The organism is Amycolatopsis sp. WAC 04182, from assembly GCF_003947465.1.
Classification (GTDB): domain Bacteria; phylum Actinomycetota; class Actinomycetes; order Mycobacteriales; family Pseudonocardiaceae; genus Amycolatopsis.
On the sequence record NZ_QHJJ01000003.1, the window covers coordinates 1,141,853 to 1,162,334 of the forward strand.

Below are 20,482 nucleotides of genomic sequence, written 5' to 3' on the forward strand. Positions count from 1 at the left end.
TGCGGGAGGTCTGCCGATGCCGAAGATCATCGATCACGACGAGCGGCGTAGCCATATCGTCGACGTCACCTGGGATTTGATCACCCAGGGCGGGATCGAGGCCGCCACCATGCGCGAGATCGCGGCGGCCGCCGGCTTCGCCAACGGCGCGCTCAAGCTGTACTTCCCGAGCAAGGAAGACATCATCCAGGCCACCTACGAGCGCGCGCTCGGCATGATGCGCGAGTACGTGGAGCTGGACGAGTTGCGCGGGCTGACCGCGCTCCGCGAGCTGTGCGTCTCGTCGATGCCCATCGACGAGGACCGCATCGCCGCGGGGCGCGTCCTGCTCACCTTCTGGCAGCTGTCGCTGACCAACCCGAAGCTGCAGGACAAGTACCTCGAGCACATCCGCTCGTGGCGGGGCCTGCTGCACCGATATCTCACCGAGGGCCGGGAAGACGGCGACATCGTCACCGAAACGCCCGACGAGCAGCTGGTCGACGAGGTCGTGCTGATCAACGCCGGGGCGAACGTGATGAGCCTGGTCGCCGGGGAGTTCTCGACGATCGCCCTGCAGCGGCAGCACCTAGAGTCGTTCTTCGAGCGCCTCACCCGCCCCTGACGCCACGTACTACCGCGTTCAGTCCTCTGAATGCGGTAGTACGTGGCGCCAACTACCGCATTCAGAGGACTGAACGCGGGGGGTCGAAGACCCGGGTCAGGAAGCTCGCCACGTGCCGGTGCGAGCGCGGCGAGGCCGGGAGATCCGTGTGGAGCCCATAGAACCCGTGGATCTGCCCCGAGTACCGCGTCATCTCGACCTGGGTCCCCGCGTCGGTCAGCCGCCGCGCGAACTCCTCCCCTTCGTCCCGCAGGACGTCGTACTCGGCCGTGAGCACCAGCGCCGGCGGGAGCCCGGTCAGGTCGTCGGCGCGCAGCGGCAGCAGGTACGGATCGTTCAGCTGCGCCGGATCCGACACGTACTGCTCGAAGAAGAACCGCATCGCCCCGGCGGTCATGCCGAAGCCCTCGGCGAAGTCCACATAGGACCGGAAGCCGTCGTCGGGGTGGCCGTACACCGGGCAGATCAGCACCTGCGCGGCCACCGGCGGGCCACCGCGGTCACGGGACATCATCGAGACCACCGTCGACAGGTTGCCGCCGGCGCTTTCCCCGCCGACCGCGATCCGCGACGCGTCGACCGCAGGTCCGGCGCCTCCCGCGGCGAGCCATTCGACGACGGCGTAGCAGTCGTCCGGGGCCGCCGGGTACGGATGCTCGGGCGCGAGCCGGTAGTCGACCGCGACGACGGCGACCTTCGCCGCGTTGCACACCGCCCGCGACGCGACCTCGTTCTCGTCGATCGAGCCGATCGTCCACCCGCCGCCGTGGATCCAGACGAACGCGGGCACCGGAGTCGCGACTTCGGGCAGGTAGACCCGCACCCGCACACCCGACGGCAGGACGTGGTCGGCCACCGAGCCGACCTCTTCGACCGAATCGGGGCGCCGCCACGAAGCGGCGAAAGCGGCACGCAACTCGGGAGCCGTCAACGGCCCGGCCGGCGCCTCCGAGGGAACGCTGCGGGCGAGCAGTTCTTTGACCGCGGGATCGAGGGTCACGGTCACACCGCTTCCGCGACCAGCACCCGAGGGCTGCCCGGCAGTGCGAGCCGGTCGGTGACCCGCCAGCCCGCCCCGCTCAGCCACTCGCGGACCTCGGCCTCCGGATAGACGACCGTCCCGTCGATCACCAGGTATTCCCCCGCATGCAGCGCGTCGATCGGCCGCTGGACCGCGTCGTCGTCGAGGAAGAAGTCGAGCAGCAGCAGCGTCGCTCCCGGCGCGGCGGCGGCGCGGGCGTTGCGCAGGATCTCCGCGTTCTGCTTCGCGTCGAACCGGTGGACGACGTGGTTGACCATCACCAGGTCGAACTCGCCTTCCGGCCGCGCGGTGGGCGTCTCCGCCCCGACGACGGTCGCGCGGTCCGCCAGGCCCGCCTCGGCCGCCGCGGTGGTGACCGACTCGGTGAAGCCCGGATCGAAGACGAACGTGGTGCGCAGTTCGTCGTTGGCCTTCATGGCTTCGACGGCGAACGCGCTGGAGAGCCCGCCGAGGTCCAGGGCGTTTCGATGCGAGCCGAAATCGTAAGCGCCGGCCAGCATCTTGGCGTGCAGGGCGTTATACGTCATGACGCCCGCCATGAACGTGCCCCAGCGCGCGTCGTCCATCTCCAGCTTCCCGGGCTCGCCGCTGTCGGCCGTGTGACCGAACTGAAGCCAGTGCGGGTAACTGATCGAGTCGAGGAACGTCAGGAACGGCGCCAGATCGAGGCCTCCACCGCCGAGGTACTCCGCCGCGTCGGCGGCGAGCTCGTACCGTCCGTCCACACGGGACAGCAGACCGAGTGATGACATGGCGTCACCGAGGATGCGGGTGATCTTCTCCGGTTTACCGGTCTTCTCCGCCAGTTCCGCGGCCGTCAGCGGCCCGTCGGCGAGCGCGGTGAACAGGCCGATCCGGCTCGCCGCGAAGAGTTGCTTTGCCGCCATGTAGCCCACGGCGATGTCCACGATCCGCTCGGGACCGGCAGTCTTGGTCGACCCGCTCACGGGTGCCCTCCTTAGCTCGTTTCCGCCGAGAGTCTACAGACGTAGACAAAAGAATCCAGTGCAAGTTTTCGCCCACTGCCAGGGAAAACTTGCCGGATATCAACTTCCTACATTCGTAGAATATACCCATTGACAGCGCACCCGCCCAGTGTCAACATGCGTAGAACTACCCCCGCCGGAGGCCCGTTCCCCGGCTGTGCGGTCCGCTTCGGGCGGGCTCGGGAAAGGGGATTCATGACCCTGCTCGAATTACGAGAACTCACCGTCGGCGTCATCGCCGACGAAACCGAACGCGAACTGGTGCGCGAACTCTCGTTCGACCTCGACCAAGGCCGGACACTCTGCGTGGTCGGCGAATCCGGCAGCGGTAAAACGGTGACGGCCTTGTCGATCATCCGGTTGCTGGAATTCGTCGCGCCGGTGTTCACCCGCGGCGGGATCGCCGTCGACGGCGTGGACGTCACGCGGCTTTCCGCCGACGAGATGCGCGCGTACCGCGGCCCGCGGATCGGCATGATCTTCCAGGAGGCCTTGGATTCACTCAACCCGAGTCAACGGGTCGGCAAGCAGCTGATCGAGGCCTACCGGAAGCCCGGCTCCCTGCCACGCCAGGCCGCGCGCAAGGGCACGCCGTTGCACCGCGAGGCCGAGGCGAAGGCTCGCGGCCTGCTGAAGGAGGTCGGCCTCACCGACACCGACCGCGTGCTTTCCCTGTACCCGCACCAGATGTCGGGCGGGATGCAGCAACGCGTGATGATCGCGCTGGCACTGATGGCCGATCCGAGCCTGCTGATCGCCGACGAGCCGACCACGGCCTTGGACGTGACCACGCAGGCGGAGATCCTCACCCTGTTCGACCGGGTCCGCCGCGACCACGGCACGGCGTGCGTCTTCATCACGCACGACATGGGCGTGGCCGCGCAGGTGGCGGACCGGATCGCGGTGATGTACCGCGGCGAACTCGTCGAGCTCGGGTCCACAGAGGACATTCTGCACGCGCCGAAGCATCCCTACACCAAGGCGTTGCTCGACTGCGTTCCGCAACTCGGGGTCAGCAGGCGCGACGGCTTCCCCACCATCTCCGAAGCGCTGCTCGCGGCCGCGATGAACGGCGATTCGGCGGTCGCGACCGAAACCAGGTCCTTGAGCCGCGCGAAGTCCGAGGACGCCGGCGAGGGCACCGCGCTCCGCATCGACTCCGTGTCCAAAGTGTACGGACGACGCGGCAGGTTCTCCCTGAGCCGCGAACCCGAGGTGCACGCGGTCAAGGACGTCTCGCTGGAGATCGCGCCCGGCGAGTTCTTCGGCCTGGTCGGGGAATCCGGTTCGGGCAAGACCACACTCGGCCGTCTGGTGAGCGCGCTGGAGCCGCCGACCTCGGGCACCATCGCCTTCGGTGAGCACCGGTGCACGCCGTCCGGCCTCGACGGCGACGAGCGCGCGTTCCGCCGCCGCGCGCAGCTCATCTTCCAGGACCCGCAGAGCTCGCTCGATCCCCGGCACACCGCCGCCCGGATCATCGCCGAACCGCTGCGAGAGCTCACCGGCCTCCGCGGCGCCGAACTCGACCGCCGCGTCATCGAACTGATCGACGAGGTCGGCCTCCCCTCGGACACCGCGAAGAAGCTGCCCTCGCAGCTCTCCGGCGGGCAGCGGCAGCGCGTCTCGATCGCCCGCGCGATCGCGGCCGAACCCGACCTCATCGTCGCCGACGAGCCCACCTCCGCGCTCGACGTCTCGGTGCAGGGCCAGGTGATGAACCTGCTGCTGGAACTGCGGCGCACCCGCGCGCTCAGCTTCCTGTTCATCACGCACAACCTCAGCCTGGTGCTCTCCGTCGCCGACCGCGTCGGCGTGATGTACCGGGGCGAACTGATCGAAATCGGCGAGCCGGACGAGATCCGGCTCCGCGCCCGGCACGAGTACACCCGCCGTCTCCTCGCGGCGAACCCCGAACTGCCCGCCCACCCCCACACTGGAGTGCGGAACCCATGAGACGAACCCTGACCAAGGCCGCGCTCGGCCTGGCGACCGTCCTGCTGCTCAGCTCGTGCATGGGAGGGCAGGCCGGCGGTGGGGCCGCCGACGGGCCGCCGAAGCCCGGCGGCAACCTGAACGTCGCCGTGCCCACCGATCCGCAGTCCCTCGACATGGTCGCGAACCCCGGCCAGGTGACCGCGCATATCGGCAACATGATGTACGAGAAGCTGTTCGAGGTGGACAAGGGCTTCACCGCCCGGCCCATGCTGGTCGAGGACTACACCACCAGCCCGGACCGGCTCACCTACACCTTCAAACTGCGCCAGGGCGTCACCTTCCACGACGGCAATCCGCTGACTTCCGAGGACGTCGTGGCGAGCCTGAAGCGATGGCAGCAGGTGCACCGCACCGGCCAGTTGGTCACCCCGGACATCGAGGCGATCACGCCTGCCGATCCGGCGACGGTGACCATCAAACTCAAGCAACCGCGCTATCCGCTGATCAACGAACTCGCCGGCGCGGGCACGGAGATCTACGAGGCGAAGAACCTCACCGGTGTCGCGCCGACCGGGTTCGCCCAGGACAAGGCGATCGGGACCGGCCCGTACAAGCTCAAGAGCTGGGACATCGGCCGTGAACTGGTGCTGGAGCGGTACTCCGGCTACAAGTCCCGGTCCGAAGAGGACTGGGGCGGCCAGGCGGGCGCCAAGCACGCGTACCTGGACACCGTGACCTACAAGGTGGTCTCCGACCAGGACGCGCTGATCAATGGCCTCCAGACCGGCCAGTGGGACCACATCATGCCCACGAACGACCAGTACGAGTCGCTGCGCAACAATCCGGCCGTGGTCGTGCACAACCTGCCGGGCGGCAACGACAACGTGGTGATCCCGAACTTCAACACCGGTTCGAAGTTCGCCGACCCCCGCGCCCGCGAGGCGCTGAACCTGCTGCTGGACAAGCCCGCGATCAACGCGGCCACCGGCGGCAGCAAGGACCTCACCCTCGAGACCGGCGCCTTCGCCTCGCCGGACAACAAGCAGTTCTATTCGACCGCGGGCGAAGAGGTCTACAAGGCGCACGATCCGGAGAAGGCCAAGCGGCTGCTGGCCGAGGTCGGGATCACGGCCGGCGCCACGATCCGGATCGTCACCACGAACTCGTACCCGGAGTTCGGCAAGTGGGCGGTGCTCATCCAGGACAGCCTGTCGAAGATCGGCATCAACACCAAGATCGACACGTTCGACTTCGCCACCATGCTCGGCACGCTGACCAAGGAACCGGGCGGCTGGGACATCACCACGCTGTTCTTCGACTCGGCGCTGACCTCGCCCGCGCAGATGCCCGCGCTCACCCTGGGCACGCTGAACGGTTCGTCCTCGCCCGAACTGGACGGCCTCATGGCCGAGTTCAACGCCTCGACGACACCTGAGCAGGCGAAGGCGGTGGTGGACAAGCTGCAGGCGTTCACCTGGAAGCAGTTGTCGGTGATCACCCTGAGCCAGTCGAAGCTGTACGCGGCCTACTCCCCCAAGCTCAAGGGTTACGGCGACTTCTACCGCGTCTTCTGGAACACCTGGCTGGCGTCATGACCGGTCTCCTGCTGCGCAGGCTGCGCGATCTGGTGATCATCCTGGTGATCGTCGGGACGATGATGTTCTTCGTCATCCGGCTGATCCCCGGCGACCCGGCACAGGCCATCCTCGGCCCGACCGCGCGACCGTCCGATGTGGACGCGTTGCGGGAGAGCATGGGACTGAACGGGACACTCTGGGAGCAGTACTTCAGCTGGGCCGGGAACGTGCTGCAGGGCGACTTCGGCACGTCGATCACCTATCACGCGCCGGTGCTCGGCGTGGTCGCCGACCACATCCTGCCGACGCTGACCCTGGCCGTGCTGTCGACGGTGATCAGCTTCTTCCTCTCGGTCGCGATCACCTCGTGGCAGGCGGTTTCGCCGCGCAATCCGGTGGCGCGGGCGCTGGACCGGCTCTCCGCGCTCGGGATGGCGATGCCGGACTTCTGGATCTCGCTGATGCTCGTGCTGGTGTTCTCGGTGACGCTGCGCTGGTTCCCCTCCAGCGGCTACGAGAACCTGTTCACCGACCCGGCGACGGCGGTGCCCGCGCTGGTGCTGCCGCTGACCGTGCTGGTCATCGGGCAGACCGCGTTGTTCGTGCTCACCCTGCGGGAAAGCCTCCTCGGTGAGCTGCCGCTGGCCTATCTGCGCACCGCGCGGGTCAAGGGCCTGTCCGAGCGGCAGGTGATGACCAAACATGTCCTCCCGAACGCGCTGATGCCGCTGATCACCCAGCTGGGCAGCAACTTCGCCATGCTCGTCGGCGGGATCGTGATCATCGAGTCCATCTTCGTCGTGCCGGGGTTGGGCCATCTGCTGATGGGCGCGGTGTCGACCCGCGACTTCCCGCTGATCCAGGGTGTGACGCTGTTCGTCGCGGTGCTGTTCGTGCTGGTCAACCTGCTGGTGGACCTCTCGTACGCGCTGCTCGACCCGAAGGTGCGTGTCTCGTGAGCGTGGCTCTCGTGGAAAAGACGTCGCCGGTACGCGAAACGCCGCCGTCCGGCCGGGCCGCCAGGGTGTTCCGGCGCAACCGGATGCTGGTGATCACCACCGCGGTGCTGGCGGTGATCGTGCTGACCGTGATCGTGCTGCCGTTCTTCCTGCCGAGCGTCAGCGCGACCGACCCGGTCAACCGGCTCCTGCCGCCGTCGGCCGCGCATCCCCTCGGCACGGACTCGTTCGGCCGTGACGTGCTCGCCCGGCTGGTCTCCGGCGGACGGGCGTCGCTCGGGCTGTCCGCGCTGATCACCCTTTGCGCGGCCTTCACCGGCCTGGTGATCGGCCTGATCAGCGGATTCTTCCGCGCCGCCGACGCGGTGCTGATGCGGGTGATGGACGCCTGGATGTCGTTCCCGGCGATCATCCTCGCGATGGCGCTGGCGATCTCGCTCGGCGCGAGCATCTGGACCGAGCTGATCGCACTGACCGTGATCTTCACGCCGTTCACCGCCCGAGTCATCCGCAGCCGGGTGCTCGGCATCGCCGGTCGCGCCTACATCGGCGCCGCCCGGGTCTCGGGCATGAGCCGGTGGAAGATCCTCGTCGTGCACGTGTTCCCGAACGTGCTGCCGCTCGCGCTGGTGCAGGTGGTGATCCTGTCCGCGGCGGCGATGCTCGTGGACGGGGCGATGAGCTTCCTCGGTCTCGGTATCGCTCCCCCGACCCCGACCTGGGGCAACATGATCGCCGAAGGCCGGTCATACCTGGTGCAGGCGCCCTGGCTGGTGATCGTGCCCGGCGTGACGATCATGGTCTGCGTGTTCCTCCTGAACCTCATCGGCTCGTCGCTGCGGATCGCCGTCGACGCCCGCGCGCGGACGTTGAGCGAAATGCAGCGCCTGCGCACCCGCCGCCCCTCCGGCAGCTGAGAAAGGATCCCGTTGTCCGCCACTACTTCCCTGGCCGTGCGCCGCTTCGCTCCCGAAACCGTCTCGGGACCGCCTGTACTGCTGGTGCACGGATTCGCCTCCGACGGCCACACCGACTGGATCACCACCGGGTGGCCGGCCGCGCTCACCGCCGCGGGCCGCGAGGTGCTCGTACCCGACCTGCCCGCGCACGGTTCCAGCCCGGCTCCCTCGGGATCGCTGGGCGCTGTCGCGATCACTTCGGAACTGACCCGGCTGGTCTCGGCTCTGTCCGAAGTGGACGTTGTCGGCTACTCGCTGGGCGCGCGGCTGGCCTGGGAACTGCCCGCCCAGGCTCCCGTCCGGCGGCTCGTGCTCGCCGGCGTGAGTCCCTTCGAACCGTTCGGCGCCGTTGACGTCGCGGCCGCGCTGGCTTTCGCCGGTGGCGGCAAGACGCCGTCGGATCCGCTGACCGGGATGATCGCGCAGATGATCACCGCGCCGGGGCGGAATCCGGTCGCGCTCGCTCGGTGCATCGAAGACCTCCGGGCGGAGCCTTTCGCGCCGGTTTACGGTGCGGTCTCGGTGCCTACCCGCTTTGTGGCGGGCGTGGAGGATCCGGTGAGCCAGGGCATCGAGACGTTGGTGGAGCTGGTGCCGGGAGCCTCGCTGGTGCGGGTGCCCGGGGACCACGGTGGGGCGCTGCGGAGCCCGGAGTTCAAGGCGGCCGTGCTGGAGTTCCTGGGCTGAGGTCTCTTCGGCTTCCATGACCTCCGGACGGCGACAGGCGGGCCCGCAGGCGCTGCGAAAGTGGCTTTCGCAACGTTTCCCGAGACACGGCCGATGCCATGAAAGGTCCTTTCATGGCGCTCTCGCCCGGCTCATACCGCCCAGATGCGGGTCCGGTGCTCTCACTGCTGCGATGAAGGACGCTTTCATAGCAAATTTTGCTATGAAAGCGTCCTTCATCGCAGTCGCGACGGGGGCTCAGAAAGTTCCGTCCGCGGCCACGTCCCGGTCCAGCCAGAGATCCTCGAGCGCGTCCCGCACCTCCGCACCCCGAGAAGCCGCCAACGCGACAGCGCCCAGGTTGTCCTCCAGTTGCGCAAGACGGCTCACGCCGAACAACAGGTTCGCCACCGGCGCGTAGGCGAGGCAGAACGCGATCGCCAGCTGCGAAGGACTCACCCCGAAGTCCCCGGCCACGGCAGCGACCCGCGCAGCGGCGGCACGGATCGACTCCCGGATCCCGCCTGGATCGGCGCCGATCTTCCGCGACGGCGTCTTGCCGAGCAGAACGCCACCCTCGAACACGTCGGAAGCCTGCAGCGTCAGCCGCCCCGCCTCGAAATGCGCGCCGTAGAAAGGACCTTCCGCCATCGAACGCCGCGCGACGCTGTACTTCAGCTGGGCGAAAGCAGGTGCCGGAAGCCCTTCGAGGGAAGCGAAGTCCAGTGCCCGGTCGAGGTCCGCGGCCTGCCAGTTGTTCACTCCCCAGACGTCGAACCGGCCGAGACGGATCTGTTCGGCCACCTCGGTGACGATCCGCGGGATGTCCGGGCGCTCGAAGTAATCGCCGACCACGACGGCTTCCGCACGCTCGACGCCGACCCGGTCGAACGAGGTCGCGAGCTGCTCGGCGAAACCGGTGTTCGGGTAGTCCCAGAGCCAGAGTTTCCCGCACAGCTGGTACTCGTCGCGCTTGACCCCGGCGGCGCGGACGGCCTCGCCGAAGAGGAGGTCCGTGCGCGACTGTTCGGAATGCGGCCCCATGTTGTAGTGGGCCACGTCGAAGAGCGTGATCCCGGAGTCGATCGCGTACCGGAGCAGACGCACCGCGTCGTCGAAGTCCATGCGGTCCCAGGTGTTCCACGATCCCAGGCTCAGCGCCGAAGTGGCGAAGCCCAGCCCGTTCTGCTTCTCGTCCACGAGATTTCCTTTCGCTGGCAACGGAAACAAGTTTTAGTCTACGATCGTAGAATGAACAAGAGACTAGTTGTGGTGACCGGCGGTGCCAGCGGCATCGGCCGCGGAGTCGCCGAAGCCTTCCAGTCCGCGGGCGACCGTGTGGTCATCGCCGACGTCGACGTCCGCGCGGCGCACGACCTGGCCGGCGAACTCGGCGCGGAGCACGTCGAACTCGACATCTCCGACCCCGGATCGGTCGACGCGGCGCTGGCGCTGGTCACCGATCGGTTCGGCCCGGTGGAGGTCCTCGTCAACAACGCGGGCCTGGCCGGGGGCGGCGGACCGTTGGTGGGCTTGGACATCGGCGTCTTCGACCTGTGCATGCGGGTGAACTTCCGCGGCACCTTCCTGATGACGCGCGCGGTCGGCGCGCACATGCTGGAAGCGGGCACCCGGGGCGCCATCGTGAACATCACCTCCATCGGCGCCAGGCAGCCGACCCCGGGACTCGGCCACTACGAGGCCACCAAGGCCGCGGTCGAGGCGCTCACCCGCTCGGCCGCGCTCGAACTGGCACCGCACGGCATCCGCGTCAACGCCGTCGCGCCGGGGCCGGTGCTCACCCCGATGACCGCCGGTTTCGCCTCGGACACCGCCGCCCGCGCGGCGTGGGAAGCGAGGATCCCGCTGGGAACCATCGCTTCCGTCGCCGACGTGGTGCCGTCAGTCCTGTTCCTCGCCTCCGCCGACGCCGGCCATCTCACCGGGGTGAGCCTCCAGGTCGACGGCGGGCAGCTGCTCACCTGAGTACACGACGCGGCCGCCGGACACGGTGAGTTCGACACCGACGTCCGGCAGGTCCGCGAACCCGACCTCGAGCGGATTCGCGGCCAGCACACAGAAGTCGGCGACGCGGCCCACGGTCAGCGAACCCTTCCAGTCCGCCGCACCGTCCTGCTCGGCGGCCGCAACCGTGTAGCAGCGCAGCAATCTGGCCATCAGCCCGGCGTCCACTTCGGACGCTTCCAGCATCCGCGCGGCCGCCGCGATGTGCACCCGCCAATCGGGGGTCACCACCGGCGCGTCACTGCTCAAGGTCAGCGGGACACCCGAGGCCAGCATCTCCGTCAGTGGCCAGGCACGGGCACCGACCTCGGCACCGAGCGCGTCCGTCAGCATTCCGCGCATGGCCACCGCGATCGCGGGCTGTGTGGTCAGGCCGACGCCCGCCGAAGCCATTCGCGCGAGCTGATCCGCCGTCACCAGATCACCGTGCACCAGGTGGTCACCACGGCGAAGCGAGCCGAGCGCGGCTTCGATACTGCGATCCCCCGTCGCGTGCACGGCCACCGTCATCCCGGCATCGTGGGCGAGACGGATCATCGCGGCCAGATTGCCCGCGCGCCCCGGATCGTCGTCGCCTTCGACGAGCAGCGCGCCGTGCGAACCGTCGGCGTAGCAGTGATGCGTCCACGCGGACCGCATCGGCGGAATGCCGTCGGCGAAGATCTTCACGCCGGGCACGGTGAGCCACAGCGGATTCGCGGCCGGCGCCGGAACCGCCAGCCCGCGCCGGAAGTCCGCCAGCGAACTGGCGCCGTCGAGCAGTCCGAACAACCTCAGCGCGGTCACCCTCGCGCGCAGGAGCCCGTCCTCGGCCAGCCTCGCGTACTCCTCCAGCACCTCGGCGCCGAAACACCCGGTCTCGCCGGGTCCCAGACCCGGTTCGGTGTAGCTCGTGATCCCCAGCGACGCGCACAGGTCACCCGCACGCAGGATGGCGGCTCGCCGTTCGGCCGCAGTGCGCACCGTTTTCTCCTCTCCCCCGGTGAATCCCGCACCGCCGATGAGCGTGTCCGGCCACCGCGCGCCGAGCCAGGTCGCGTGGAGGTGCGAATCGTTGATACCGGGGAGAACGGTTCTCCCCGCCAGGTCGATCACCTCGGTCCCGGGGCCGATGTGGTCCAGCGCGACATCGCCGAGGGCGACGATCCGGTCGTCACGCACCGCCATCGCCCGCACGACGGTGTCCGCCGGGTCGAAGGTGAGCACAGGACCGCCGCGAACCACGAGTGAAGCGGGGCGAATACGTTGCGACGGCATGGTTTCCTCCAGGATCTGGACTTTTTCTCCTACGACTGTAGACTAAAAAGATGGTCAAAAGAACCGAAGCGGCGGTGCTCACTGAACACGGCTCCGCGCTCACCTTGCGGGAACTACCGCTGCCCGAGGAGCCGGAACCGGGCGCCGCGCTGGTCCGGATCACCTGCACCACCCTGTGCGGCACCGACGTGCACCTCTGGTCCGGCCAGATGACCTTCCCCGGCATGCTCCCGATGGTGCTGGGGCACGAAATGGTCGGCGAAGTGGTGGCCGTCGGACCGGGCACGACCGACACGCTCGGCCGCGAGATCGCCGAGGGCGACCGTATCGGCTGGTCCGAGTCGACCTGCGGAAAGTGTTACGGATGCACGATCTTGCGCGAACCGGTCGCGTGCGAGAAGCGCGGATACGGTTTCCTTCAGCGCTCCGATGTCTTCCCGTACGCCACCGGCGGGCTCGTGCGCTACTGCTACGTGACTCCTGGCGCGGCGAAGCTTCTCCTGCCCGACGACGTCAAGGACACCTGGGCCTCGATGTCGGGCTGCGCGGGCAAAACCGTGCTGCGGGCCGTCTCGCGTTCGGGCGGGATCCGTCCCGGGGCGACCGTCGTGGTGCAGGGCGCGGGTGCGCTGGGCGTGTTCGCCACCGCGGTCGCGCGGATCTCCGGCGCGGGCGCCGTGATCACCATCGGCGGGCCCGCCGATCGGCTGAAGGTCGCCGAGCGTTTCGGGGCCACAGCGACGATCCCGGTCGACGGCACGGTCGAAGACCGCGTCGAACGGGTCAAGGAACTCACCGGCGGCCGGGGCGCCGACCACGTCTTCGACTTCGCCGGCGGTCCGACCATCGGTGAAGAGGCCGTCGCTTTCGCCGCCCAGCGCGGGACGATCGCGATCGTCGGCTCCACCGGCCCCGCGCCCTCCCCCGTGGCACTGGGCACCGTGATGGGCAAGGAACTCACGGTCGTCGGCTCGCTCAACGGTGACATCGCCGACTACCACCGTTCGGTGGACTTCTTCCGCACGTTCGCCGACCGGCTGCCGTGGGACGGGTTGTTCAGCGCGCCCGTCGGTCTTTCCCAAGCGTCCCAAAGCGTCGAGTCGATGTCGCGGCTCGGTGAACTCAAGGCCGTCATCGATCCCCGCCTCCCCTAGGAGACCCTCATGACCGTCATCCCCCAGCGCCGGATCGGCCGCGACGGCCCGCTCACCGGCGTGCTCTCGCTCGGTTCGTGGCACACCTACGACCGGATGGACTTCCGTGAGGCGGTGAACCTGGTCCGCACCGCCGTCGATTCCGGGATCACGCTCTTCGACGTCGGCGTCTACGGTTTCCCCGGCAGCACACCGGTCTTCACCGACGTCCTGTTCTCCGCGATGGTCCGCGCGGCCGGGCTCAAGCGCGAGGACTACCTGCTCTCGGCCAAGCTCTGGCTGGAGGGCTACCCGGAGCACAACCTCCGCGACCAGCTGGACAACGCGCTGTTCCGCGCGGGCGTCGAGCACGCCGACCTGGTGGTGCTGGGCGATCTCCGCCGCGACGACACCGATCTGCACCGGCTGGTGCTGGATCTGAACGAGCTGCGCGAAGCCGGGCTCATCCGGCAGTGGGGCGTCAACAACTGGTCCGCCACGACGATCCAGGCCCTGCACGATTTCGCCGCCGCCGAGAACGTGCCCGGTCCCGCGATCGCCCAGCTGAAGTACAGCGTCGCGCGAAGGTCCATTCCGGACGGTGAACCCTTCAAGAAGGTCTTCGGCGAACTCGGGGTCACGCTCCAGTCATCGGACATCTTCGAAGGCGGGATCCTGCTCGGCAAGAACAGCGGCGCGCGCCAGGTCGGCCGCGACCCCGGCGACATCCGCGAACGCATCGCCGCCTCCGCCCCGGAACTGGCGAAGATCGCGGCCGGTTTGGACGCGACACCCGCTCAGCTGTGTCTCGCGTTCACCCTCACGCATCCGGCCAACACGACCACGCTCTTCGGTGCGACGAGCACCCAGCAGCTCGAGGACAACCTCGGTGCCGTCGACCTCGTCGAGCGCGTGGGCGCGGAACAGCTCCGCGAACTCGTCGAGCCGTACTGGGCCGACCGGGGCGTCGTCGATCCGGAGGGACCGTGACGGCCTTCGACCCCGAACTCGCCGAAGCCCTGGCCGGGCTGCCCGCCGGACCACCTTTGGGTGCCGAATCGCTGGCGGAGGTCCGGCGGGCGATGGCCGACGGGAACCTCAGTTGTGCCGAGGCGATCGGCGACCGGGATCTTGTCTGGGAGGACCGGGAGGTACCCGGCACCGACGTGGTCGTCACGGTCGTCAAGCCGAGGGACACCAGGAACGCGCCGGGGTTCTACAACATCCACGGCGGCGGCATGGTGCTGGACGACCGGTTCGCCGACCTGCCCAGAATGGTCGCCCTCGTCGAGGAGTTCGGCTTCGTCGCGGTGACCGTGGACTACCGGCTCGCCCCCGAGCATCCGCATCCCGCGCCCATCGAGGACTGCTACGCGGGCCTGACCTGGATGGTCGAGCACGCGGAAGAACTCGGCCTCGACCCGGGTCGACTGATCGTGGGCGGCGGCAGCGCCGGAGGCGGGCTCACCGCGGGCATCGCCTTACTGGCCAGGGATCGCGGTGGACCGGCGCTGGCCGGTCAGCTCCTGTTGTGCCCGATGATCGACAGCCGCAACGACTCTGCGTCCACAGTGGAATTCGCGGAACGCGGAGTGTGGGGCCGGGCGGCGAACGAGTTCGGCTGGCGATCGCTCCTGAATGGACAGACCTCGCCGTACGCCGTTCCGGCCACCGCGACCGAGCTCGCCGGACTCCCGCCCGCCTTCATCGAGGTCGGCGCGGCCGAGATCTTCCGCGACGAGGACGTCGAGTACGCGCGACGGCTCTGGCAGGCGGGCGTGCCCACCGAACTGCACGTCTGGGCGGGCGCGTACCACGGCTTCGACCGGATCGCCCCGGACAGCGAGGTGACCCGGGCCGCGCTCGCCGCCCGGGCCTCCTGGCTGCGCCGCACTATCGGCCGAGGATGAACCGGGCGGCCTGCTCGCCGACCAGCACCGCCGGCGCGTTGGTGTTGCCCGTGGTCACCCGCGGCAGCACCGACGCGTCGGCGATCCGGAGCCCGCTGATCCCGTGCACGGCGAGCTCCGGGTCGACCACGGAGTCCGCGTCCGTGCCCATCCGGCAGGTGCCGACCTGATGGTGGTAGGTGATCGCGGTCCGCCGGACGTACTCGCGGACGTCGGCCTCCGGCCCCGGATACAGCTCACGGGCACCCCAGTCGTCGGCCAGCGCCGACGCGCGGCCGATCTCCCGGCACTGTTCCACCGACGCGACCAGGCTCTCGAAGTCGGCCGGATCCTCCAGCGCGGCGAGATCGATCAGCGGTTCGTCGAGCGGGCTCGGCCCCGAAAGCCGGAGACTGCCCCGGCTGCGCGGCGTGACCATGCCCGCCATCAGCGAGAACCCGGTCTCCGGACCGGTCATCCACGACTCGTACATCGGCACGCTGAAATGGATCGGCTGGGTGTCGGGCACTTCCAAGCCAGGGCGGCTGCGCCAGAACAGATGGGTCTGCGTGACCGAGCGGCCGGGCGCGGGCGGATCGACCTGACGGCGATCGGTCGCGAAGATGACCGGCGACAACAGGTGATCGTGCAGGTTCTTCCCGACGCCCGGCAGCTCCGCGACGACGTCGATACCGTGCACTTCCAGCTCGTCGACCGGCCCGACCCCGCTGCGCAACAGGATCGCCGGGGACGCCAGCGCGCCGGCGGCGAGCACGACCTCGTCGGCGAAGACCTTGCGCAGTTCGCCGTCGACCTCGGCCAGCACGCCGGTCACCTTGTCGCCCTCGATGAGCAGCCGGTGGACCAGAGCTCCCGTGTGGACGGTCATCCGCTCGACTGCGGGTTGCCCATAGGCGAGCCAGGTGTTGAGCCGTTTGCCGTCGCGCGTGGTGACACGCTGCACCGACATGCCGTCGAGCTCGTCGCCGTTGTAGTCCGGATTGAACGGCAGCCCGATCTGCACGGCCGCGTCCACAATGGACTGTTGGATCGGGTGCAACGGCTCGTTCGGCACGACGTCGAGCAGGTCCTTCTCGATCCGCTCGAACACCGGACGCACGTCGTCCCACCGCCATCCGGGCAGGTCCCAGCCGTCGTAGTCGGCCGGGGCGCCGCGCACCCAGATCATCGCGTTGAGCGAATGCGACCCGCCGAGCACCTTGCCGCGCGGCAGGTGCAGCCGCCGGTTCGCCGCGTGCGGCTGCGGCACGGTGTAGTAGTCCCAGTCCTCCGGGCCGTGCCACAGCTCTCCGGCCCGTGAAGGGTCGTGAATGGCCGGATTGGTGTCCGGCCCGCCCGCTTCGAGCAGGGTGACCCACGCCCCGGAATCGGCCAGTCTCCTGGCGACCACCGAACCGGCCGAACCCGCTCCCACCACGATGACGTCCATGTCCCCCACCCTCGCAAGGCGCGACGGCGTCCGGCGGATTCGGTTCGCTGGCCGACAATCGGCGTGCCCTGGCGGGCAAGACCGGAGACCGCGTGGCGCCCGATACTCGATCACACACCGGTCGAGGGGAGCTAGCCATGGCCACACGCCTGTTCATCGACGGACAGTGGACCGCCGCGGGAGGCGGGTCGCTGCCGACGTACGATCCGGCCACCGGCCAGGTGATCGAGGAGGTCGGCACCGCGTCGGCCGCCGACGTCGACGCCGCCGTCGGTGCCGCGCGGAAGGCACTGAACGACCCCGCCTGGGCGGGCTTGCTGCCGGTCCAACGCGCGGCACTGCTGTTCAAGCTGGCGTCCCTGGTCGACGAGCACCACGAGGAACTGGCCGCGCTCGAAACGCGCGACCAGGGCCAGCCGATCGGTATCTCGCGCCAGGTCAGCGTCACCGGCGCGGCCGAGCACCTCCGCTACTTCGCGGGCTGGGTGACCAAGATCCAGGGCACCACCAACCCGGTGTCCTTCCCGGACACGCTGCACTACACCCGCCGCGAGCCGGTCGGGGTGAACGCGCTGATCACGCCGTGGAACTTCCCGCTGATGATCCTGGTGTGGAAGCTCGCGCCCGCGTTGGCCACCGGCAACACCGTGGTGATCAAGCCCAGCGAGGTCACCCCGCTGACCAGCATCCGGCTGGTGGAGCTCGTGCACGAGGCCGGGTTCCCGCCGGGGGTGGTCAACCTGGTCACCGGTGACGGCGCCGTGGGCGCGCTCCTGAGCAGGCACGACGACGTCGACCACCTGTCCTACACCGGGTCCACAGCGGTCGGGAAACTGATCACGGCGGCCAGCGCGGAGTCGAACCTCAAGCGCCTCACGCTCGAACTCGGCGGCAAGGCGCCCAGCATCATTTCCGGCGACGCGGACATCGACGCCGCCGTCGCGGGCAACCTCGCGGGCGCGACGCTGAACAGCGGGCAGGTCTGTGCCGCGTACACCCGGTTCTTCGTGGACCGGAAGCGCGAGCAGGAGTTCGTCGCGAAACTCGCCGCCGGGTTGGAGGGCCTCAAGCTCGGTCCGGGCCTGGACGAGTCCACCCAGCTCGGCCCTCTCGTGTCCGCGAAGCACCGCGAGCACGTGGACTTCCTCGTCTCGACCGGGAACGAGCAGGGCGCGGAACTGGTCACCGGCGGCAAGCCCGTCGACCGCGACGGCTACTTCTACTCCCCGACGTTGTTCGCCGGCGTCGCCGACGACATGACGATCATGCGCGAGGAGATCTTCGGCCCGGTCCTCGCCGTCACTGCCTACGACGATCCGGACGAACTGCTCGCACGGGCGAACGACACCGAATACGGTCTCGCGGCCACCGTGTGGACCCGCGATCTGGGCGTCGCGCAGCGGTTCGCCAACGGCATCCGGGCGGGCGCGGTGTTCGTCAACATGCCGCCGATCCCCGACATGGCCGCGCCTTGGGGCGGCTACAAGGCCTCCGGCTGGGGCCGCGAAATGGGACCATGGGCGATCGACGCGTACACCGAGATCAAATCCGTCTGGCTGCACTACTCGTGACCGCGGGCGACGCGGTCAACTCGGCCGCGATGAGCAAGTCGCAGATCGCCTACCACTGGATCAAGGCGAGGATCGACGACGGCACCTTCTCCCCCGGCTACCGTCTCGTGTTCGGGCAGATCGCCCAGGAACTCGGGGTCAGCACCGTGCCCGTGCGCGAGGCGGTCCGGCGGCTGGAGGCCGAGGGCCTGGTGACCTACGAGCACAACATCGGCGCGCAGGTCGCCATGGCCGACGAGAGCGACTACCAGCACACCATGCAGACGCTCGCGCTGGTCGAGGGCTACGCCGCCGCGCTGGCGGCGCCGTCCCTGCCCGGCGAGGCGCTCGACCAGGCCAAGGCACTCAACGCGGAACTGACCGCCTGCCTGGACAACTTCGAGCCGTCGCGGTTCACCGCGCTGAACCGCGACTTCCACCGCGTCCTGTTCGGCACCTGCCCCAATCCGCAGGTACTCGACCTGGTCAACCGCGGCTGGAACCGGCTGGCCGGGCTGCGCACGTCGACGTTCAGTTTCGTCCCCGGCCGCGCGCACGAATCCGTGCAGGAGCACCAGAAGATCCTCGACCTGTTCGATCGGAACGCGCCTGCCGGGGAGATCGAACTGGCGGTGCGCGAACACCGGTTGACCACTTTGGAGACGTTCCTGGCTTGGCGGCACCCGTAGGGCGCACAGTTCGCGTGGAGGCGTCGTGAGTGGCGATTCAAGTCACAGCCAGGAGACACTTTCGGGCGACGAAATGTCTGCTTAGTGCCCAAATGCGCGATTTTCGACGGGGGTCGTGAGTGGTAATGACGGTTAGAACGCTCATTACCACTCACGACCCCCGCGCAAAGTACCCAAAAGGGACACCGTTGCCTGCTTGATGTTCCTTGTGGACGGTCAGGAGTACGCCGGCTTCCCCACCCAGAGGCTCGATCACGCCATCTTTGACTTACCCCTCAAGAGAACCCGAATCGCCAGTCACGACCACGATCATCGGTAGCCCAAGCCCCTAGGCCGGGGCGGTCTCCGGCGGAGGGAAGGCGTAGAAGCGCACGGAAAGTTCCTTTTCACCCGCCACCGGACGACGACGGCGCCGGCAGTACCGCGTGATCAGCTCGCGGTACTCCGCGTCCAGCTCACGGAACTCCTCCTCGGTCAGCCGCGCCGAGGTCCGCTGGGCCGTCGCCCACGGTCCGAACTCGTCGCGGTGCGCCGCGGCCCAGGACAGCAAGGCGACCTCGTCCGCGTACTTCGCGTCAAGGAACGCCGCGACCCGCTCCCGGTCCGCGCCGTCGTAGTCCTCCGGCCTCGGCTCACGCAGATCTTGCGGGATCGCGATCCAGTTCCCTTTCCGGTCACGGCGGACGAAGCCGTTCTCCCGCAACGTGTTCAGGCATTCGACGACTTCGGCCCGCTCCAGTCCAGTCCGGCGCGCGACCGCCTCCGTGTCGCCGGGAAGCTCGCGCGTCACCCATTGGTATCGCGGATCCTCCCGCATCTCGATATCCCTCAAGGTGACCGATCGCCGCGGCAGCGCGTCACTCAACAGCCTCCGCGCGGCGAAAGCCAGCACCACGGCGACCGGGATCTCGACGAAGACGGCGAGCGCGACACCGGTCCACCGCTCGGACGACGTCCAGCCGAGCATGACGTCGAACCACGCGTCGCAGCACAACATCGCGGCCGTGGCCGAAAGCAGTGGTACGGCAGCCCGGCGACGACGCATCCCCAGCCACGCACCGGCCGCGAAGCAGAGCAGGAGAGCGACGTCGAATCCGACCCAGGCCGCGCGCCACTGCCCGGTGTCGTACCGGTCGGGCAAGGTGTGCGCGAGGTAGACGGTCCAGGGCACGAGCAGGACCGCCGCGCCGGCGAGCACCGTCAGGAGTATCCGTCGGGTCATGATCACGACGCTAGAAGCGGGCGGCGGCCCGGGCATCCGGGATTCTCCCTGGTCCGGGCTCAGGGTCGTCACGCTAACGCGGAAGCGACGTGCCCCAGACAAGGAACCAGAAGGCCACGAACACCAAGAGCAACCAGGGCGGCGCGGCGCGGCTTCCCGCGAGTTTGGGCAGCCCGCGATCGGTGACCTCCTGTATCCGGTCGACGATCCTCATGACCACACCGCCGTAGTCGTAGACGACCTGCGGAGGGATATGGCCCGCCCGCCGGAAGGCGCGGCTGAGTGCCCAGTCGGGCACGAGCAGCACGAACCGCAAGCCTTCGGCGACCTTCCTGACGGGCCGGCGCAGGGCGTTGCCCGCCCAAGGCACGACGTACGTGACGACCAGCCACGCGACGAGGTAGCCGAAGGCGGCCGCGTAGACGAAGCCGAGGAGGATCCTGAACCACAGCGCGAACCCCAGCCGGTCCGCGGCCTCGTCGAGCAGACCGAAGAGATCGCCGATCAGCGGCAGGCCTGAAATCGGGTTCACGGGA

The 20,482-nt window shown here is 68.8% G+C and carries 19 protein-coding genes; 12 read left to right on the forward strand and 7 right to left on the reverse strand.

Features of this window, described 5'->3' with window-relative positions; genetic code table 11:
* Positions 1-16: 16 nt before the first annotated feature.
* Positions 17-604 carry a TetR/AcrR family transcriptional regulator gene (locus DMH01_RS19065; RefSeq protein ID WP_034306161.1) on the forward strand — a complete coding sequence of 196 codons (588 nt, stop codon included), beginning with the start codon at positions 17-19 and terminating at the stop codon, positions 602-604.
* Positions 605-665: 61 nt separating this feature from the next.
* Here the strand turns inward: DMH01_RS19065 and DMH01_RS19070 are convergent, their stop codons facing one another.
* Together DMH01_RS19070 and DMH01_RS19075 are read right to left on the reverse strand one after the other, a co-directional pair.
* Positions 666-1,610 carry an alpha/beta hydrolase gene (locus DMH01_RS19070; RefSeq protein ID WP_125678533.1) on the reverse strand — a complete coding sequence of 315 codons (945 nt, stop codon included), beginning with the start codon at positions 1,608-1,610 and terminating at the stop codon, positions 666-668.
* Positions 1,607-2,593, reverse strand: a complete 987-nt coding sequence (locus DMH01_RS19075) for a methyltransferase dimerization domain-containing protein (RefSeq protein ID WP_125678535.1) — start codon at positions 2,591-2,593, stop codon at positions 1,607-1,609. The genes DMH01_RS19070 and DMH01_RS19075 overlap by 4 nt, the downstream gene beginning before the upstream one ends.
* 234 nt (positions 2,594-2,827) lie before the next feature.
* Between DMH01_RS19075 and DMH01_RS19080 the strand changes: the two genes are divergently transcribed.
* Genes DMH01_RS19080 through DMH01_RS19100 form a run of 5 tightly spaced genes read left to right on the forward strand, consistent with a single transcriptional unit; the run spans position 2,828 to position 8,752 of the window.
* Positions 2,828-4,588 carry an ABC transporter ATP-binding protein gene (locus DMH01_RS19080; RefSeq protein WP_125678537.1) on the forward strand — a complete coding sequence of 587 codons (1,761 nt, stop codon included), beginning with the start codon at positions 2,828-2,830 and terminating at the stop codon, positions 4,586-4,588.
* The gene (locus DMH01_RS19085) at positions 4,585-6,165 is read left to right on the forward strand and encodes an ABC transporter substrate-binding protein (protein WP_125678539.1); all 1,581 of its coding nucleotides are present in this window, start codon (positions 4,585-4,587) and stop codon (positions 6,163-6,165) included. Before DMH01_RS19080 ends, DMH01_RS19085 begins: the two co-directional genes overlap by 4 nt.
* Positions 6,162-7,106 carry an ABC transporter permease gene (locus DMH01_RS19090; protein ID WP_125678541.1) on the forward strand — a complete coding sequence of 315 codons (945 nt, stop codon included), beginning with the start codon at positions 6,162-6,164 and terminating at the stop codon, positions 7,104-7,106. The genes DMH01_RS19085 and DMH01_RS19090 overlap by 4 nt, the downstream gene beginning before the upstream one ends.
* The gene (locus DMH01_RS19095; protein WP_125678549.1) at positions 7,103-8,023 is read left to right on the forward strand and encodes an ABC transporter permease; all 921 of its coding nucleotides are present in this window, start codon (positions 7,103-7,105) and stop codon (positions 8,021-8,023) included. The genes DMH01_RS19090 and DMH01_RS19095 overlap by 4 nt, the downstream gene beginning before the upstream one ends.
* A 30-nt stretch (positions 8,024-8,053) precedes the next feature.
* On the forward strand, positions 8,054-8,752 hold the full coding sequence (locus DMH01_RS19100) for an alpha/beta fold hydrolase (RefSeq protein ID WP_125678826.1): 699 nt from the start codon (positions 8,054-8,056) through the stop codon (positions 8,750-8,752).
* Between the two features lie 237 nt (positions 8,753-8,989).
* Here the strand turns inward: DMH01_RS19100 and DMH01_RS19105 are convergent, their stop codons facing one another.
* On the reverse strand, positions 8,990-9,931 hold the full coding sequence (locus DMH01_RS19105; RefSeq protein ID WP_125678551.1) for an aldo/keto reductase: 942 nt from the start codon (positions 9,929-9,931) through the stop codon (positions 8,990-8,992).
* A 69-nt stretch (positions 9,932-10,000) separates the two neighbouring features.
* Between DMH01_RS19105 and DMH01_RS19110 the strand changes: the two genes are divergently transcribed.
* Positions 10,001-10,717, forward strand: a complete 717-nt coding sequence (locus DMH01_RS19110) for an SDR family NAD(P)-dependent oxidoreductase (protein WP_125678827.1) — start codon at positions 10,001-10,003, stop codon at positions 10,715-10,717.
* Here the strand turns inward: DMH01_RS19110 and DMH01_RS19115 are convergent.
* On the reverse strand, positions 10,634-12,013 hold the full coding sequence (locus DMH01_RS19115) for an amidohydrolase (RefSeq protein ID WP_199745538.1): 1,380 nt from the start codon (positions 12,011-12,013) through the stop codon (positions 10,634-10,636). The genes DMH01_RS19110 and DMH01_RS19115 overlap by 84 nt on opposite strands.
* 50 nt (positions 12,014-12,063) lie before the next feature.
* Here DMH01_RS19115 and DMH01_RS19120 point away from each other — a divergent pair, with 50 nt between their 5' ends.
* Genes DMH01_RS19120 through DMH01_RS19130 form a run of 3 tightly spaced genes read left to right on the forward strand, consistent with a single transcriptional unit; the run spans position 12,064 to position 15,056 of the window.
* Positions 12,064-13,167 (forward strand): zinc-binding dehydrogenase, encoded by a 1,104-nt coding sequence (locus DMH01_RS19120; protein ID WP_125678553.1) that lies wholly within the window; start codon positions 12,064-12,066, stop codon positions 13,165-13,167.
* Positions 13,168-13,176: 9 nt separating this feature from the next.
* Positions 13,177-14,136, forward strand: coding sequence for an aldo/keto reductase (locus DMH01_RS19125; RefSeq protein WP_125678555.1), 960 nt, complete (start codon positions 13,177-13,179; stop codon positions 14,134-14,136).
* Entirely contained in the window at positions 14,133-15,056 is a 924-nt protein-coding gene (locus tag DMH01_RS19130) for an alpha/beta hydrolase (protein ID WP_125678557.1), read from the forward strand. The genes DMH01_RS19125 and DMH01_RS19130 overlap by 4 nt, the downstream gene beginning before the upstream one ends.
* Here the strand turns inward: DMH01_RS19130 and DMH01_RS19135 are convergent.
* Positions 15,040-16,485 carry a GMC family oxidoreductase gene (locus tag DMH01_RS19135; RefSeq protein WP_125678559.1) on the reverse strand — a complete coding sequence of 482 codons (1,446 nt, stop codon included), beginning with the start codon at positions 16,483-16,485 and terminating at the stop codon, positions 15,040-15,042. The genes DMH01_RS19130 and DMH01_RS19135 overlap by 17 nt on opposite strands.
* 137 nt (positions 16,486-16,622) lie before the next feature.
* On the opposite strand from DMH01_RS19135, the gene DMH01_RS19140 reads away from it, so the two are divergent.
* Both DMH01_RS19140 and DMH01_RS19145 read left to right on the forward strand, forming a co-directional pair.
* A complete protein-coding gene (locus DMH01_RS19140; RefSeq protein WP_125678561.1) occupies positions 16,623-18,056 on the forward strand; it encodes an aldehyde dehydrogenase in 1,434 nt (477 codons plus the stop codon).
* Positions 18,053-18,724: a GntR family transcriptional regulator gene (locus DMH01_RS19145; protein ID WP_125678563.1), complete on the forward strand. Its 672-nt coding sequence runs from the start codon at positions 18,053-18,055 to the stop codon at positions 18,722-18,724. Before DMH01_RS19140 ends, DMH01_RS19145 begins: the two co-directional genes overlap by 4 nt.
* Positions 18,725-19,052: 328 nt before the next feature.
* Here the strand turns inward: DMH01_RS19145 and DMH01_RS19150 are convergent, their stop codons facing one another.
* Both DMH01_RS19150 and DMH01_RS19155 read right to left on the reverse strand, forming a co-directional pair.
* Positions 19,053-19,946 carry a helix-turn-helix domain-containing protein gene (locus DMH01_RS19150; protein ID WP_125678565.1) on the reverse strand — a complete coding sequence of 298 codons (894 nt, stop codon included), beginning with the start codon at positions 19,944-19,946 and terminating at the stop codon, positions 19,053-19,055.
* A gap of 73 nt (positions 19,947-20,019) precedes the next feature.
* Positions 20,020-20,478 carry a hypothetical protein gene (locus DMH01_RS19155; protein WP_125678567.1) on the reverse strand — a complete coding sequence of 153 codons (459 nt, stop codon included), beginning with the start codon at positions 20,476-20,478 and terminating at the stop codon, positions 20,020-20,022.
* Positions 20,479-20,482 lie beyond the last annotated feature (4 nt).